This window comes from Enterobacter sp. MGH119, from assembly GCF_001037675.1.
GTDB classification, from domain to species: domain Bacteria; phylum Pseudomonadota; class Gammaproteobacteria; order Enterobacterales; family Enterobacteriaceae; genus Enterobacter; species Enterobacter hormaechei_C.
Genome location: NZ_KQ089930.1, coordinates 207810 through 224082, shown reverse-complemented (window position 1 = coordinate 224082; position 16273 = coordinate 207810). Strand labels below are relative to the sequence as shown.

General features: G+C 56.9%; 12 protein-coding genes. 8 read left to right on the top strand and 4 right to left on the bottom strand.

The features are described 5' to 3' along the window. Positions 1 to 28: 28 nt before the first annotated feature. Genes SK53_RS12445 through queE form a run of 3 tightly spaced genes read left to right on the top strand, consistent with a single transcriptional unit; the run spans position 29 to position 3021 of the window. Positions 29 to 1588 carry a PTS transporter subunit EIIC gene (locus SK53_RS12445; protein ID WP_045343911.1) on the top strand — a complete coding sequence of 520 codons (1560 nt, stop codon included), beginning with the start codon at positions 29 to 31 and terminating at the stop codon, positions 1586 to 1588. Continuing rightward, positions 1588 to 2295, top strand: a complete 708-nt coding sequence (locus SK53_RS12440) for an N-acetylmannosamine-6-phosphate 2-epimerase (protein WP_045337387.1) — start codon at positions 1588 to 1590, stop codon at positions 2293 to 2295. The genes SK53_RS12445 and SK53_RS12440 overlap by 1 nt, the downstream gene beginning before the upstream one ends. A 54-nt stretch (positions 2296 to 2349) precedes the next feature. Continuing rightward, positions 2350 to 3021: a 7-carboxy-7-deazaguanine synthase QueE gene (gene queE, locus SK53_RS12435; protein WP_006811780.1), complete on the top strand. Its 672-nt coding sequence runs from the start codon at positions 2350 to 2352 to the stop codon at positions 3019 to 3021. Positions 3022 to 3038: 17 nt separating this feature from the next. Here the strand turns inward: queE and SK53_RS12430 are convergent, their stop codons facing one another. Continuing rightward, the gene (locus tag SK53_RS12430) at positions 3039 to 4436 is read right to left on the bottom strand and encodes an MFS transporter (protein ID WP_045343916.1); all 1398 of its coding nucleotides are present in this window, start codon (positions 4434 to 4436) and stop codon (positions 3039 to 3041) included. A 27-nt stretch (positions 4437 to 4463) separates the two neighbouring features. Beyond that, a complete protein-coding gene (locus SK53_RS12425) occupies positions 4464 to 5633 on the bottom strand; it encodes a M20 aminoacylase family protein (RefSeq protein WP_048209535.1) in 1170 nt (389 codons plus the stop codon). A 171-nt stretch (positions 5634 to 5804) separates the two neighbouring features. Here SK53_RS12425 and SK53_RS12420 point away from each other — a divergent pair, with 171 nt between their 5' ends. Next, positions 5805 to 8159, top strand: coding sequence for a helix-turn-helix domain-containing protein (locus tag SK53_RS12420; RefSeq protein WP_048209534.1), 2355 nt, complete (start codon positions 5805 to 5807; stop codon positions 8157 to 8159). On the opposite strand, the gene queD is transcribed toward SK53_RS12420, so the two are convergent. Continuing rightward, positions 8144 to 8509 carry a 6-carboxytetrahydropterin synthase QueD gene (gene queD / locus SK53_RS12415; protein ID WP_006811776.1) on the bottom strand — a complete coding sequence of 122 codons (366 nt, stop codon included), beginning with the start codon at positions 8507 to 8509 and terminating at the stop codon, positions 8144 to 8146. The two genes, SK53_RS12420 and queD, sit on opposite strands and share 16 nt — an antisense overlap. 303 nt (positions 8510 to 8812) lie before the next feature. Between queD and cysJ the strand changes: the two genes are divergently transcribed. The 3 genes from cysJ to cysH are packed head-to-tail and all read left to right on the top strand — an operon-like array spanning position 8813 to position 13080. Further along, positions 8813 to 10618, top strand: coding sequence for an NADPH-dependent assimilatory sulfite reductase flavoprotein subunit (cysJ, locus tag SK53_RS12410; RefSeq protein ID WP_003862698.1), 1806 nt, complete (start codon positions 8813 to 8815; stop codon positions 10616 to 10618). Beyond that, positions 10618 to 12330: an assimilatory sulfite reductase (NADPH) hemoprotein subunit gene (cysI, locus tag SK53_RS12405; RefSeq protein ID WP_045337392.1), complete on the top strand. Its 1713-nt coding sequence runs from the start codon at positions 10618 to 10620 to the stop codon at positions 12328 to 12330. Before cysJ ends, cysI begins: the two co-directional genes overlap by 1 nt. A 15-nt stretch (positions 12331 to 12345) precedes the next feature. Continuing rightward, positions 12346 to 13080, top strand: coding sequence for a phosphoadenosine phosphosulfate reductase (cysH, locus tag SK53_RS12400; protein WP_048209533.1), 735 nt, complete (start codon positions 12346 to 12348; stop codon positions 13078 to 13080). Positions 13081 to 13627: 547 nt separating this feature from the next. Here cysH and SK53_RS12395 read toward each other — a convergent pair. Beyond that, positions 13628 to 14671, bottom strand: coding sequence for an aminopeptidase (locus tag SK53_RS12395; RefSeq protein ID WP_023314743.1), 1044 nt, complete (start codon positions 14669 to 14671; stop codon positions 13628 to 13630). A 237-nt stretch (positions 14672 to 14908) separates the two neighbouring features. Between SK53_RS12395 and cysG the strand changes: the two genes are divergently transcribed. After that, positions 14909 to 16267: a siroheme synthase CysG gene (cysG, locus tag SK53_RS12390; RefSeq protein WP_022651777.1), complete on the top strand. Its 1359-nt coding sequence runs from the start codon at positions 14909 to 14911 to the stop codon at positions 16265 to 16267. Positions 16268 to 16273 lie beyond the last annotated feature (6 nt).

The window sequence follows — 16273 nt, the reverse complement described above, 5'->3', positions numbered from 1 at the left end:
TTTTCATCAACAACCAGGGGGATAAAAAATGATGCAAATGTTCAGCGGAGCGTCTTCCGGCGGATGGTTTGAAAAAGCGCAGCGCTTTGGCAAATCCTTTATGTTACCCATCGCCATACTGCCCGCAGCAGGTCTGTTGCTGGGGATCGGCGGGGCGCTATCGAATCCGAATACGCTTACCGCGTATCCATTTTTAGACGTTGGCTGGCTACAGGCCATCTTTACCATCATGAGCAGCGCAGGCTCGATTGTGTTTGCAAACCTGTCGGTACTGTTTGCTGTTGGGGTCGCCGTTGGGCTGGCGAAAAATGATAAAGGCACGGCAGGGCTGGCGGCGTTGCTCGCTTATCTGGTGATGAATGCCACTATCAATGCGCTGCTGATCCTGACCGGAAAACTGGCGCATGAGAACCCGGGCGCCGCAGGGCAGGGCATGACGCTGGGTATTCAGACGCTTGAAACGGGCGTGTTTGGTGGGGTAGTTATTGGGCTGGTGACCTGCGCACTGCATCATCGGTTTAATAAAATCGCGCTTCCGCAATTCCTGGGCTTTTTTGGCGGCTCACGCTTCGTTCCCATTATCAGCTCGCTGGCGGCGATACTCGTCGGCGCGCTGATGACCGTGGTCTGGCCGCATTTTCAGAAGCTGATCTTTGGCCTCGGCGGGCTGGTGGATGCCACCGGCTATCTGGGGACTTTGCTGTACGGCTTCATCCTGCGCATGCTTGGCCCGTTTGGTTTGCACCACATCTTCTATCTTCCGTTCTGGACCACCGCGCTTGGCGGCAGTGAAATTGTTAACGGTCACCTGGTTGAGGGCACGCAGCGGATCTTCTTCGCCCAGCTCGCCGACCCGAACACGCAGCATTTCTATGAGGGCACGTCGCGCTTCATGTCCGGGCGCTTTATTACCATGATGTTTGGCCTGCTGGGCGCCTGCCTTGCGATGTACCACACGGCCAGGCCGGAGAATAAGAAGCGCGTCGCCGGGCTGCTGCTTTCTGCGGCGTTAACCTCATTCCTGACGGGAATTACCGAGCCCATAGAGTTCTCATTCCTGTTTATTGCCCCGGTGCTGTACGTCATTCATGCGCTGTTTGACGGGCTGGCGTTCATGCTCGCGCACATTCTGCACATCACCATCGGACAAACTTTCTCCGGCGGGTTTATTGATTTCGTGCTGTTCGGCATTTTGCAGGGGGAAGCGAAAACTAACTGGATGTTCGTCCCGCTGGTGGGCGTACCGTGGTTCTTCCTTTACTACTGTACCTTCCGCTATCTGATCAAACGTTTTGATTTTGCCACGCCGGGCCGTGAAAAGGAGGCGTTGGCTGACGAGGCTACCCTGCCGCAAAGCGAGCGCGCCGCGGCGGTGATCGCCGGGCTGGGAGGAAAAGACAATCTGGATGACGTTGACTGCTGCGCCACGCGCCTTCGCGTCACGGTGAAAGACGGTAGCAAAGTCAATGAATCTGCACTGAAAGCGACCGGCGCGCGCGGCGTCATCGTGCGCGGTAACGGGGTTCAGGTCATCTATGGCCCGCACGTCACCATTATCAAAAACGAAGTGGAAGAGATCTTATCGTAATGAAAACTGTACTGGATAACCTGAAAGGAAAACTGGTCGTCTCCTGCCAGGCGCTGGAAAACGAACCGCTGCACAGCCCGTTTATTATGTCGCGAATGGCGCTGGCGGCGGCCCAGGGCGGTGCCGCTGCGATCCGCGCCAATAGCGTGGTGGATATCGAGGCTATCAAAGGGCTGGTCTCACTGCCGGTCATCGGCATCATCAAACGAGACTATCCGGACAGCGAGGTGTTCATCACCGCGACGCTCAAAGAAGTGGATGAGCTGATGGCGGTCGCCCCGGAGATCGTTGCGCTGGATGCGACCGCCCGGAAACGGCCCGGTGGCGTATCGCTGGACATGCTGATCGCGCAGATCCGCACCCGTTACCCGTCGCTGCTGCTGATGGCGGATATTGCCACCGTGCAGGAGGCCGTGACCGCGCAGGCGCTGGGATTTGATTGTGTCGGAACCACCCTTTACGGTTATACGGCGGAGACCGCGGGCCATTCGCTACCGGAAAATGACTGCGCGTTTTTGAAAGAGGTGCTGTCTGCCGTCACGATCCCCGTGATAGCCGAAGGTAACGTGGATACCCCCGATCGCGCGGCCAGGTGTCTGGCGCTGGGGGCGCACACGGTTGTCGTCGGCGGGGCGATCACCCGACCGCAGCAAATTACGGAACGGTTTATGGCGGCAATTGGCGCGCAAAGCACCGATGGAGCATGATCATCTGACGGGGATCTGCGATACTTATCGTTTATCCCCTTAACAGAGTTGACTATGCAGTACCCGATTAACGAGATGTTCCAGACCCTTCAAGGCGAGGGTTACTTTACCGGCGTTCCCGCTATCTTTATTCGTTTACAGGGATGCCCGGTTGGCTGCGCCTGGTGTGATACCAAACATACGTGGGATAAGCTCGCAGATCGGGAAGTGTCGCTGTTCAGCATTCTGGCGAAAACCAAAGAGAGCGATAAATGGGGCGCGGGCAGCGCGGAAGATCTGCTTGCCATTATTGGTCGTCAGGGCTGGACGGCGCGGCACGTGGTGATCACCGGCGGGGAACCCTGCATTCACGATCTGATGCCGCTCACCGAACTGCTCGAGAAGAACGGCTATAGCTGTCAGATTGAAACCAGCGGTACCCATGAAGTGCGCTGCTCCCATTCAACGTGGGTAACGGTTTCACCGAAAGTGAATATGCGCGGCGGGTATGACGTACTATCGCAGGCGCTTGAGCGTGCTGATGAGATCAAACATCCGGTGGGGCGCGTGCGTGACATCGAAGCGCTGGACGAACTGCTGGCGACGCTGACGGACGAAAAGCAGCGCGTGATCGCGCTACAGCCTATCAGCCAGAAAGACGATGCGACCCGTCTGTGCATTGAAACCTGTATCGCCCGCAACTGGCGGCTGTCGATGCAGACGCACAAATATCTGAACATTGCCTGATACTTTTGTGGCCCCGCTTAACGCGGGGCTTTTGTTGTTGGCAGTAAAGCCCAGGTCACGACTGCCGACCCAAGGCAAATCGCACTGTTGAAAAGCAAGGCATACTGCGCGGCACTGGCCGTTCCCATCGGCAGCCATAGCGCGTACAGCGATGCGGTGACCGCGATACCCATTGCGCCGCCCAGGGAACTGCCCATCTTATAGATCCCTGAAGCCACCCCCACTTTGTTTTCAGGGGCATTCATTACCGCCGTGTCCGTTGAGGGCGTGGCGTAACATCCGAGCCCCAGCCCGAATAAAATATTGCTCAGAAAAACGGTAACAATGTAGACCTCTTTGCTTAAGAAGGTGCATGAAATCAGCGAAATACCTGTTGCGGTCAGCAGCGGGCCGGTCATCATCGGCAGCCTGGCGCCATAGCGCTGAAGCAGTTTTTCACCCACCCGGATCATCGCCAGTACGGTAACCAGATACCCCAGCGTCATCATGCCTGTCTGTAGTGGTGACAGATGATGGCCTTGCTGCAACCAGATGCTGGCGATCATCATGGTGCCAATGCAGCCGTTGAGCAGGAAATTTGAGAATACCGAGGCGCTATAGGCCCGGTTTTTAAACAGGGCGAAATCGATCAGCGCCGCATCGCCTTTTCGCCGCCCGGTAACGACAAAGCACATCAGTGCAATCACGGCTCCACACAGTACAAGAAGCGATAAACTGCTGCTCCAGCCCCAGCTGTGTCCTTTGCTGATAAACAGATTGAACAGCACCAGCATAAGGACAAAACTCACCAGGCCGCTGATATCCAGTTTGTGTCGACACGCATCAGGGCTGCGGCTTTCCGGGGTGGCGCGGATAAGCAATAGCGCGGCCAGAGCCACCACCATGGAGAAAATAAATATCCAGCGCCAGCCCAGCGTGGTAGCGATGGCGCCTCCCACAAACGAGCTCAGGCCACTGCCGCCCCAGGAGCCGATAACCCAAAAGCTGATGGCCCGCTGGCGTGCTTTACCGTCATACCAGGTCTTAATCAGCGCCAGCGTGGCGGGCATGATGCAGGCCGCTGATAGCCCCTGTATCGCTCTTCCCAACAGAAACAGGACGGGCTCCCATGAAATGAACAGCAGACCACTCCCGATCATGCTCAGGATCAGGCCAATCATGGTCAGTCGCATGCGCCCAAACTTATCGGCAAACCCACCGCAGGCAACGACAAAACAGCCGCTGAACAATGCGCTCAGGCTGACGGCCAGCGTAAGGGTTTCGAGGGCAATATCGAGGCTATTCTGCATGGCCGGAACCACGTTGATAACCGACTGGGCAAACAGCCAGAATGTCAGAACGCTCATGACGATACCCGCCAGCAGCCGATCGTTACCGGCGTAGGCGGATGCGCCTGTCAGGGAAACGGTACTCATAGTGCAGCCCTCCCGGGAAGGTGCGAATCAGCGCAGATAGTGTTCGGTCAGTGCGGCCCACAGCGCCGCGCCGGTGAGGAGAATGTTGTCGTTAAAGTCGTAACCCGGGTTATGTACCATGCAGCGGTCCGGCTCATCGCCGGCGCCAAGGGTGAAATAGCATCCATTGGGATTTTTCTCGAGCATGAAAGCAAAGTCTTCGCTGCCCATAAACGCATTCACCTCCGCGACGGAATCCTGACCGAACAGATCGGTGGCGACGTTGCGCACCATCTCATTGGCTTGCGGATTGTTTTTCAGTACCGGGCTGCCGTTAATGTGTCGAATGGTGGCCGTCGCATTGAAACTTTCCGCCTGTGCAACGGCGATATCATGGATACGCTGTAGCACGGTTTGCCGCACGCGTTCATCCAGCGTGCGCACGGTAAGTTTCATCAATACTTTGTCGTTGATAATGTTGGGGGCGTGCCCGGCCTGAATGCTGCCTACGGTAACGACGGCTGGCTGGAAGGGGGTAATGTTGCGCGAAACAATCGACTGCAACGCGATAGTGATATGACAGGCAACCAGGGTGGCGTCAACGGTATGTTCTGGCACCGCGCCGTGACCCCCCACGCCGTTAACCTCAATATGAAGAGTGTCGGAAGAGGCCATCATGGCGCCATCGCGCTGACCAATTTTTCCGAGGGGCTGTGACGGCATATTGTGCAGACCAAAGATGTGGTCGCAGGGGAACAGGTCAAACAAACCGTCCTCTACCATAACGCGTCCGCCATACAGAAGTTCTTCCGCGGGCTGAAAAATAAGGTGCAGCGTGCCGTTAAAATTACGGGTGCGTGCCAGGTACTCCGCTGCATACAGGAGCGTTGTGGTGTGGCCGTCATGACCGCAGCCGTGGAATTTACCCTCAACGGTACTGCTCCACGCCTTGCCGTTGTTTTCCTGCATTGGCAGCGCATCCATATCGGCGCGCAGGCCCAGGCGTTTATGCCCGTTACCCACCTTCAGTGTGCCGACCACACCGGTTTTCGCCAGCCCGCGATGAACCTCATATCCCCATTCCTGAAGCAGCGCAGCAACGCGATCGCTCGTGTTGTGCTCCTCAAAACCAATTTCAGGATGCTGATGAAAATAGCGCCGTAATTCAGTGAACCGAGCTTCGTTGCCACGCAGAGCTTCGATAATTGGATGTGTCATTTTTGTTATCCTTTTTCTGCCAAACGATGATAATTTCGAGTCTATGACGATCGTCCCGCCTGAAAATGCATTTTTTTGTTGTAAAGCGACGGCTTTATTTTGATTGTTTTTCATACAATTCAGTTATGACAAAAAAGAGCAGGTCATTATTTGTCTTTGATGAGGGGTAAGATGGCGCAACGGGGAGATGAATTTTGGATAGAGATTCAGGACATTCGCCACTGCGTGGAGGATGAAGGCGATACGCTAACGTTGCTCTGGGTGCTGGAAGGGCGGGCAGAGCTGAACACCGATGCGGGACGTGACATCCTGGAGGCCAATACCCTTGCCATCATAAACCGTCATCGGCGCTGGCAGTTCACGAGCGAAACGGCAAATGTCACCCTGCGCGTAACCCTTTCCGGGCGCTGGGTCGTCCAGCTCTGCAATGATTTTTTTGCCCATGATTATGCTGTACCGGCAGAAGCCGGAGGCGTCTGGCCCCAGTGCGATGCGCTTCGCGATCTGCTGCGCCAGCTTCTTGTGGTCACCCTCATCAACGACCCGCACCGCTACCGGCTGGAGGCGTACCGCTGGCTGAGCGAGATTTTGCTGTTGCTGACCAGCCGCTTTCAACAGCCCGCCCGTATGCTGTCCCGGGAACTTTCCTCAGCGCACAGCAAACGCATCGCCCGGGTGATAGAGCGGATCAATGCCAGTTATTCCCGCCGTATTACGCTTGCGGAAATCGCCGCGAGTGAATATGTTTCTGAAGCCTGGCTCTCTCGTCTCTTTCGCAAGGAGGTGGGGATCAGTTTCATGCAGTACATCACCCGCCTGCGGCTGGAAAAGGCGGCCGACGCTCTCCGGCTGACGAACCGACCGCTGCACCAGATTGCGCTTGAGCAGGGTTTCGCCAGCACGCGCATGATGAGCGATCGGTTCAGGCGTGTTCACAATATGTCTCCGGGTGAGTTTCGTAAGGCCCGACGCCAGCACCCGGAGGCGGCACGTATTCGGACGGACAGGCGTGAGCAGCGCTATCCGGTCGCCGTGGACAAGCTGTTTAGCCTGCTCAATGAACCGGTGGCGCGCGGTTGGGGAGCCTCGCCGCTCGTCGTTCACCCGCAGCAGGAGCAGAGACTGGATCTTGAGCAGCTCAATCCTCTTTCTGCCTCGCTGCGCCGTATGCGGGTGGTCATTACCCTGCGTGAGCTCGACGATTTGCTCCGTGAGGACGTTCGACAAAATCTGGAGGCGATAAATGAGGCCATTCCCATTGAGGGAATTGATATCGCCGAACCTTTTCTCAGCAGTCGTCTGTTTGCTACCGGGTGGGATGACCCCCAGATGGCGGGCTACGCCTGCTGGTACAATCTGCATCAGCTCTTCACCTGGCTGGCAAAAAAGCAGTGGACGGTGCTACTGCACACCGGCGTAACCACCCGTCGCGATCTTCTCACCCGCTTTTTACAACAGTCGGTTAATCATTTTTCGCCAGAAATCACCGCGGGCTGGCACTTCGTCATGCACTGGTCAACACAGGCGAGTGAGGAGACCCGGGAGCAGGTCTGGCTGGCCCAGCAAAAGGCAATACGAACTTATCTTCCGCAGGCAAAGTTTGGTTTATGGCACCGATTTGCCCCCGTCAGCGCGGGCGTAAGCGACGATACCCTGTTCAGTTCAGACATCCTGATGCAGGCCGATTTTCTTGCCTGCTCTGCCGATGCCAATGAACTTCTCGATCCCGCGCAGCTGGAGGTAACCCCTCTCTCCTCAACGGAAAATTATCCGATACTGAAGGTCCGCCAGATCCTCGCTGACCTTCGCCTGCGAAAATGTTCGCTTCCCGTCTGGCTTCTCTCCTGGAATACCCTCACCGGCAACACGCGGGCGACAAACGGCTGGTTTTTTCGTGGGGCGCTGCTGATGCAGAACCTGCTCGGGCTTTCGGAGCAGGTCTGGCTGGCGGGATTCTGGCTCAATTCGGGCCTTCAGGGAGAAGCCCGTGCGAACAACACCATCGATACCTCAAGCCTTGCGCTACAGTATAACCATGGTCTGCCGCGTCCGGTTTATTGGGTACTCTGGCTCTGGCAACGTCTGCGGGGCGAGGTGCTGGTCAATGATAAGCGTGTCCTGCTTACGCGCCATCGCAATGGTTATCAGCTGTTGCTGCGTAATGTGGTGGTTTTTAATCCGCTCCTATCCAGTGAAGAAGCCTTCATCCAGCGTTTTCGCCAGCAGTATCATTTACACCTGAAGGGAATGCGCGGTAAATGGCGAATTAAATGTCATCTGTTTGATCAGCACAACGGCGCGCTCTATCCGTTGCTTGAAGGGGTTGGCAGCGAAAGCGGCCCTGATGAAGAGATGTGGCGCTGGATAGCGCATAAAGCGCGTCCAACGCTTTCCGTACGCGATGAACGCCTTTATGACGGCTGGCAACTGAGTGAATCACTGGAGAGTAATGCGCTGGTGCTCTACGAGTTTACGCCGCTCGTGCCTCGTGAGGCCGAAACGGAGGAGATTCACTCCCCGCGGTAGACGCAGCCTGCCGTGCAGGTCTCTTTGATCATCACCGCGCTCAGCAGCGGGACCAGCGGTTTCATCTGATCCCAAATCCATTTCGCCAGCACCTCGCTGGTCGGGTTTTCAAGGCCCGGAATATCATTCAGATAGTAGTGATCGAGACGATCGTAGGTCGGCTTAAACGCGGCCTTCAGTTCGGCAAAGTCCATGATCCAGCCCGTATGGGGATCGACTTCACCGGTGATTTCAAGACGCACCATAAACGAGTGTCCATGCAGGCGGCCACATTTGTGCCCGGCAGGAACGTGTGGAAGGTGGTGTGCGGCTTCGAAGGTGAAATCTTTAAACAGTGTGGTGGACATCATAGCTCTCAGGAATGCGGAAAAAACCGCCGCATAGTACCGGAAAGCACAATTTTTATCATTAACTAAAACGGCTCTGAACGGTCAACGCCTCGTATTCATGGTGTTTATCGACTTTTGTTGTTTTATTTCAGATAGTTGTTTAATCGCTTTTATCGTTAAGAACGATAACTAAAACAGGTTAGTCCATTTGGTTATTTATTATTTCCATCCCTTCTTTAATTGTTATTATCCCCGCCGTTAACCTTATCTTCAGTTTGGATTTATTCGCTTAAAGTCCGCTTTGCTACTGGAACATAACGACGCATGACAACACAGGCCCCACCTTCAAATTTGCTTCCCCTTAACCCGGAGCAACTGGCGCGCCTCCAGGCCGCGACTTCCGATTTTTCACCCACCCAGCTCGCCTGGGTCTCCGGCTATTTCTGGGGAATGCTGAACCAGCAGCCGGGTGCTGTGGCTGGCGTCCCGCCAACGGCCGTTGAAATTCCTGCCATCACGCTTATCTCCGCTTCGCAAACGGGTAATGCCCGTCGTGTGGCCGAAGCGCTGCGTGATGACCTGCTCGCCGCGAAGCTGAACGTTAACCTGGTCAACGCCGGGGATTATAAATTCAAACAGATCGCGTCAGAAAAACTGCTGGTGGTGGTGGCGTCAACGCAGGGCGAAGGCGAGCCTGCGGAAGAAGCCGTCGCGCTGCATAAGTTCCTGTTCTCGAAAAAAGCGCCAAAGCTCGAGGGCACCGCCTTTGCCGTCTTCGGCCTCGGTGACACGTCCTATGAATTTTTCTGCCAGTCCGGTAAAGATTTCGACAGCAAGCTGGCGGAGCTGGGTGCAGAGCGCCTGCTGGATCGCGTAGACGCTGATGTCGAATACCAGGCCGCCGCCGCCGAATGGCGGGCGCGCATCGTTGAGGTGCTGAAGGCCCGCGTCCCGAAAGAGACGCCAGCGCAGGCCGCCGTTACCGCAGCGGGCACCGTCAACGAAATCCACACCAGCCCTTACACGAAAGAGGCGCCGCTGACGGCGACCCTGTCGGTAAACCAGAAAATCACGGGCCGTGATTCGGAAAAAGACGTGCGCCATATCGAAATCGATCTCGGTGACTCCGGCCTGCGTTATCAGCCTGGCGATGCGCTGGGCGTCTGGTATCAGAACGATCCGGCGCTGGTGAAAGAGCTGGTCGAACTGCTGTGGCTGAAAGGCACGGAGCCGGTCCAGGTGGAGGGTAAAACCTTACCGCTCTCTGAGGCGCTTCAGTGGCATTTCGAGCTGACGGTGAACACCGCCAACATCGTTGAAAACTACGCCACCTTAACCCGCAGCGAATCGCTCCTTCCGCTGGTTGGGGATAAGGCGAAGTTACAGCAATACGCGGCGACAACGCCGATTGTCGATATGGTGCGTTTCTCACCGGCACAGCTGGATGCCGACGCGCTGATCGGCCTGCTGCGTCCACTGACGCCGCGTCTTTACTCCATCGCCTCCTCACAGGCGGAAGTGGAAAACGAAGTCCACATCACCGTTGGCGTGGTGCGTTACGACATCGAAGGCCGCGCGCGGGCGGGCGGGGCCTCGGGCTTCCTGGCCGACCGCGTGGAAGAAGAGGGCGAGGTGCGCGTCTTTATCGAGCACAACGACAACTTCCGTCTGCCGGCGAACCCGGAAACGCCGGTGATCATGATTGGCCCGGGCACCGGCATCGCACCGTTCCGCGCCTTTATGCAGCAGCGTGCAGCGGACGAGGCACCGGGTAAAAACTGGCTGTTCTTCGGCAACCCGCATTTTACCGAGGATTTCCTCTACCAGGTTGAATGGCAGCGCTACGTCAAAGAGGGTGTGCTGACCCGCATCGATCTGGCCTGGTCTCGTGACCAGAAAGAAAAAGTATACGTACAAGACAAACTGCGCGAACAGGGCGCAGAGCTGTGGCGCTGGATCAATGACGGTGCCCACATTTATGTCTGCGGCGACGCCAATCGCATGGCGAAAGACGTTGAGCAGGCACTGCTGGAAGTGATTGCCGAATTCGGCGGTATGGATGCCGAAACGGCGGATGAATTTTTAAGTGAGCTGCGCGTAGAGCGCCGTTATCAGCGAGATGTCTACTAATGAGCGAAAAACATCCTGGCCCACTGGTGGTCGAAGGCAAACTGTCTGATGCCGAGCGCATGAAGGTAGAGAGCAACTACCTGCGCGGTACCATTGCCGAAGATTTAAATGACGGCCTGACCGGCGGTTTCAAAGGCGACAACTTCCTGCTGATCCGTTTCCACGGTATGTACCAGCAGGACGACCGCGATATCCGCGCCGAACGTGCCGAGCAGAAGCTGGAGCCGCGTCACGCGATGCTGCTGCGCTGTCGTCTGCCGGGTGGCATCATCACCACCAAACAGTGGCAGGCGATCGACAAGTTTGCCCATGACAACACGATTTACGGCAGCATTCGTCTGACCAACCGTCAGACCTTCCAGTTCCACGGCATTCTGAAGAAGAACGTCAAGCCGGTTCACCAGATGCTGCACTCCGTGGGTCTGGACGCGCTGGCGACCGCCAACGACATGAACCGTAACGTGCTTTGCACCTCGAATCCGTACGAGTCCGAACTGCACGCCGAAGCGTACGAGTGGGCGAAAAAAATCTCCGAACATCTGCTGCCACGTACCCGCGCCTATGCGGAGATCTGGCTCGATCAGGAGAAAGTCGCCACCACCGATGAAGAGCCGATCCTCGGTCAGACCTACCTGCCGCGTAAGTTCAAAACCACGGTGGTGATCCCGCCGCAGAACGATATCGACCTGCACGCCAACGACATGAACTTCGTGGCGATTGCCGAAAACGGCAAGCTGGTCGGCTTTAACCTGCTGGTGGGCGGCGGTTTGTCCATTGAGCATGGGAACAAGAAAACCTACGCCCGCACCGCGAGCGAGTTCGGCTTCCTGCCGCTGGAGCACACGCTGGCTGTGGCTGAGGCGGTGGTTACTACCCAGCGCGACTGGGGTAACCGTACCGACCGTAAAAATGCGAAAACCAAATACACTCTGGAGCGCGTAGGCGTCGAGACGTTCAAAGAAGAAGTGGAGCGTCGCGCGGGCATCAAGTTTGAGCCGATCCGCCCTTACGAATTTACCGGTCGCGGCGATCGCATCGGCTGGGTTAAAGGTATCGATAATAAATGGCACCTGACGCTGTTTATCGAAAACGGCCGTATTCTTGATTATCCGGGCCGTCCGCTGAAAACCGGCCTGCTGGAAATCGCGAAGATCCACAAAGGCGAGTTCCGTATCACCGCTAACCAGAACCTGATCGTCGCCAGCGTGCCGGAAAGCGAAAAGGCGAGAATTGAAGAGCTGGCCCGCGAGCACGGGTTGATGAATGCGGTGAGCGTGCAGCGTGAAAACTCGATGGCCTGCGTGTCGTTCCCGACCTGTCCGCTGGCGATGGCCGAAGCCGAGCGTTTCCTGCCGTCCTTCACTGATAAAGTGGAAGCGATTCTGGAAAAACATGGTATTCCGGACGAGCATATTGTTATGCGCGTGACGGGCTGCCCGAACGGCTGCGGCCGCGCGATGCTGGCCGAACTCGGTCTGGTAGGGAAAGCGCCGGGTCGCTATAACCTGCACCTGGGCGGTAACCGTATCGGGACGCGTATTCCGCGTATGTTCCGCGAGAACATCACCGAGCCGGAAATTCTCGATTCCCTCGACGTGCTTATCGGACGCTGGGCGAAAGAGCGCGAAGCGGGTGAAGGCTTCGGCGACTTTACGGTACGTGCGGGCATCATTCGCCCGGTGCTCGATCCCGCAAGGGATTTCTGGGAGTAACCACGAGAGGTAATTATGTCCGTACTCGATCTAAACGCGCTTAACGCATTGCCAAAAGTCGAACGCATTCTGGCACTCGCAGAAACTAACGCCCAACTGGAAAAGCTGGACGCCGAAGGGCGTGTGGCGTGGGCGCTGGAAAACCTGCCGGGAGACTATGTGCTTTCGTCGAGCTTTGGCATTCAGGCGGCGGTCAGTCTGCATCTGGTGAATCAGATCCGTCCGGACATTCCGGTGATCCTCACCGATACCGGCTATCTGTTCCCGGAGACCTATCAGTTTATCGACGAGCTGACGGATAAGCTCAGGCTGAACCTGAAAGTCTACAGTGCGACGGAAAGCGCGGCCTGGCAGGAGGCGCGTTACGGCAAGCTGTGGGAGCAGGGCGTTGAGGGCATTGAGAAATACAATGAGATCAACAAGGTCGAGCCGATGAACCGGGCGCTAAAAGAACTGAACGCTCAGACCTGGTTTGCGGGCCTGCGCCGCGAGCAGTCCGGGAGCCGGGCAACGCTGCCGGTGCTGGCGGTGCAGCGCGGCGTGTTCAAAGTGCTGCCGATCATCGACTGGGATAACCGCACGGTGTACCAGTATCTGCAAAAGCACGGGCTGAAGTACCATCCGCTGTGGGATCAAGGCTACCTGTCGGTAGGCGACACCCACACCACGCGTAAATGGGAACCGGGAATGGCGGAAGAAGAGACGCGATTCTTCGGGCTGAAGCGCGAGTGCGGGCTGCACGAAGGGTAATGTTTTTTCGCCCGGTGGCGCTGCGCTTACCGGGCCTACAAAGGCTTAATTCTCCCTCTCTCCGTGGGTAGAGGGTTCCCCAGTAATTTGAAAGCAAAAGCGATAACGTTGCCTCAGAATAACTGAGGGCTTTCAGCGATGCCTCGGTCCGGCTGTAAATCGCTGAGGCGTTTCCTGTAGGCCGGGGCGAGGCGCAGGGATGCGCCGAGAGGGCGGGCTTTACAGGGATGTTACCTCCGCCCGTCCCCGATAAGCCGGAAGGAATGAGCCGAAGGCACCGCGAAGCGGCGATTTTCCGCCGGAAGCCCGGGTCGCCAGGGTGGTGGCGACTGAGCCACCCTGGCACGTTCACCGGTCATGTCGTGACAGAGTAGCAAGGAACATAAAGTGAACGGAATGACCACCAGAGCCGTATGTTCCCCCTCACCCCAGCCCTCTCCCTCAAGGGAGAGGGGGCCGTCTGTGCAGGCATTATTTTGTGGGGAACCCTCAGCCCCGTGGGAGAGGGTTGGGGTGAGGGCATAAGGCCGTACTATGCTTAACGGCCTCAGGCTTTCCCCGCTTTCGCCAGCTCCTTCACCAGCGGCAGCATCACTTTAACGACATCCCGGCTGCGGTGCTCAATCCGCTGCGGCAGCGCTTTATCAATGTGCTGCTGATTATCCAGCCGCACATCATGCCAGCTGGTCCCGTCCGGGAACGCTTTCGATTTGCTGCGCTGCTGATAGCCATCTTTTTTGCCCAGCGCCCAGTTCGTCGCCTCGACGTACAGCACCGGAATGCCCGCCTTATCAAACACTTCACCGTCATTACAGCAGCCTGTGCCTTTAGGATACTCCGGGTTACCGCCCGGATTTGTCGCGGCATAGACGCCATGCGTGCGGGCAAGCGCCAGCGCGCGGTCGCGGGTGAGTTTACGTACGCTGCTCGGCGTGCTCTGTCCGCTATTAAAATAGAGCTTATCCCCCACGATCAGATTATCGAGGTTAATCACCAGCAACGTATTTTTCTTCTCCTCAGCGCTCATGCGCTTAAGGAGATTCTCAGCGCCGAGTTTTCCTTCTTCTTCGCCGCTGGTCGCAACAAAGCGAATGCTGTATTTCGTCGGAATATTCTTCAGGCGTTCGGCCAGCTCAAGCATCACGCCCAGACCCGCCGCATTATCATCCAGTCCCTGAAGCGTCAGCCCGCCGAGATTATTATCGACATCGGCATCGCTCAACGGCGTGTAGGTATCAAGGTGCGCCATAATAATAATCTGCTCAGCCGCCTTTCCTTCGTGCGCCGCAATGACCGTGCTGCCGGTTACGTTATGCCAGTTTTGCGTTTTATTGCGAGTGGTATAGATGTAGCGGCTGTGGAAAGCGCGAATGTCGCTTTCATAGCCCATATCCGCAAACTGCTGACGAATATAGTCTGCCGAGAGCATCTCGGCTGGGGTTCCGGTCATACGGCCCGGAAAGACCGTCGCAATATGCCGCGCCTGCATACTGGCTATTTCACCGTAAGATGGATTTTTTGCCTGAGCCGGAAGGATAAAGCAAACGCCGAGCGCCAGGGCAACGAATCGGTGGCGCATTGCGGAAAACATAGTGAGTCCTTAAAAACAGAGCAAAATTTTAACCCGCATAGTATGAAACTGTGATCGGGTAGACACAATTTGAATTGCTCTTAAATGCCCGAAATTTCGCGTGTTAAGCACTTTTTGATATTTGCTTTTCCACGGCGTTATTCCATTGAGTAACTACTCATTCCAATTCGTAATTTCATTCGATCTAAGCCGCCCCCTATAGTCCCTTTATTCGTGGTTGTTAGTGAGTTGTTGCCTGTGGACTATCTCCCCCTTTTTGCTGCCTTAAAAGACCGACCGGTATTGGTTGTCGGGACGGGTGAAATTGCCGATCGCAAAATCGCCTTCCTGCAACGCGCCGGGGCGCAGGTGCAGATCGTTGCAGAGGCGGATTTTGCAGAGTCTCAGATCGACAGCGTGGTACTGGTGATTGCGGCAACCGAAGATCGGGCGCTCAACAGCCGAATCTCCGACGCAGCCCAGGCCCGTCACCGCCTGGTGAACGTGGTAGACGACCAGCCGTTATGTTCATTTATCTTCCCGTCGATTGTCGACCGCTCGCCGCTGCTGGTGGCGATCTCCTCCGGCGGCACCGCCCCGGTGCTGGCGCGCGTGCTGAGAGAAAAAATCGAAGCGCTGCTGCCGACCAGCCTCGGACGTATGGCGGAGAAGGCCAGCTACTGGCGCAACCATCTGAAAACGCGTCTGACCAGCGTGACGGAACGCCGTCGCTTCTGGGAGCGTGTGTTTCGCGGCCGCTTTGCCAGCCTGATGCAGGCCGGTAACGAGACGGCGGCGCAACAAATCCTCGAAGACGAACTGGATAACCCCGGCAGTACGGGCGGGGAGATCATTCTGGTGGGCGCCGGGCCGGGCGATGCCGGGCTGCTCACGCTGCGTGGCCTCCAGGTTCTTCAGGATGCGGATGTCGTGTTCTACGACCACCTGGTCACCGACGGTATTCGCGAGCTGATCCGCCGTGACGCGGAGCAAATCTGCGTCGGCAAACGTGCCGGCGAGCACTCCGTGCCGCAGCACGACACCAATCAAATGCTGATTGCCGCTGCGAAAGCGGGCAAAACCGTGGTGCGCCTGAAAGGGGGCGATCCGTTTATCTTCGGTCGTGGTGGCGAGGAGTTGCAGGCGGCAGCCGAAGCGGGCGTCCCGTTCCAGGTGGTTCCCGGCATTACGGCGGCGTCTGCCGTCACGGCCTACGCCGGTATTCCGCTGACCCATCGCGATTACGCCCAGAGCGTGACCTTTGTGACCGGGCACTATAAAGCCGACAGTACGCCGTTTGACTGGTCGCATCTCGCCCAGAGCCGGCAAACGCTGGCGATTTATATGGGCACGATGAAAGCGGCAGACATCAGCGAACAGCTTATTCAGCACGGTCGCGATGCGGCGACGCCGGTAGCGGTGATCTCCCGCGGGACACGCGTCGATCAGCATGTCGCCATCGGCACTTTACAAGACCTTGCAACCCTGGCGAAAGACGCCCCAATGCCCGCCCTGATTGTGGTGGGAGAAGTGGTGCAGCTGCACAGCACGCTCGCCTGGTTCCAACACACAACCGACACAGAAGGCTTTGGCGCTTCTGTTATAAATTTGGCTTAAGGAACG

Coding starts and splice junctions, on each gene's coding strand:
- SK53_RS12445 (WP_045343911.1), top strand. CDS start 29: ATGATGCAAATGTTCAGCGGAGCGTCTTCCGGCGGATGGTTTGAAAAA.
- SK53_RS12440 (WP_045337387.1), top strand. CDS start 1,588: ATGAAAACTGTACTGGATAACCTGAAAGGAAAACTGGTCGTCTCCTGC.
- queE (WP_006811780.1), top strand. CDS start 2,350: ATGCAGTACCCGATTAACGAGATGTTCCAGACCCTTCAAGGCGAGGGT.
- SK53_RS12430 (WP_045343916.1), bottom strand. CDS start 4,436: ATGAGTACCGTTTCCCTGACAGGCGCATCCGCCTACGCCGGTAACGAT.
- SK53_RS12425 (WP_048209535.1), bottom strand. CDS start 5,633: ATGACACATCCAATTATCGAAGCTCTGCGTGGCAACGAAGCTCGGTTC.
- SK53_RS12420 (WP_048209534.1), top strand. CDS start 5,805: ATGGCGCAACGGGGAGATGAATTTTGGATAGAGATTCAGGACATTCGC.
- queD (WP_006811776.1), bottom strand. CDS start 8,509: ATGATGTCCACCACACTGTTTAAAGATTTCACCTTCGAAGCCGCACAC.
- cysJ (WP_003862698.1), top strand. CDS start 8,813: ATGACAACACAGGCCCCACCTTCAAATTTGCTTCCCCTTAACCCGGAG.
- cysI (WP_045337392.1), top strand. CDS start 10,618: ATGAGCGAAAAACATCCTGGCCCACTGGTGGTCGAAGGCAAACTGTCT.
- cysH (WP_048209533.1), top strand. CDS start 12,346: ATGTCCGTACTCGATCTAAACGCGCTTAACGCATTGCCAAAAGTCGAA.
- SK53_RS12395 (WP_023314743.1), bottom strand. CDS start 14,671: ATGTTTTCCGCAATGCGCCACCGATTCGTTGCCCTGGCGCTCGGCGTT.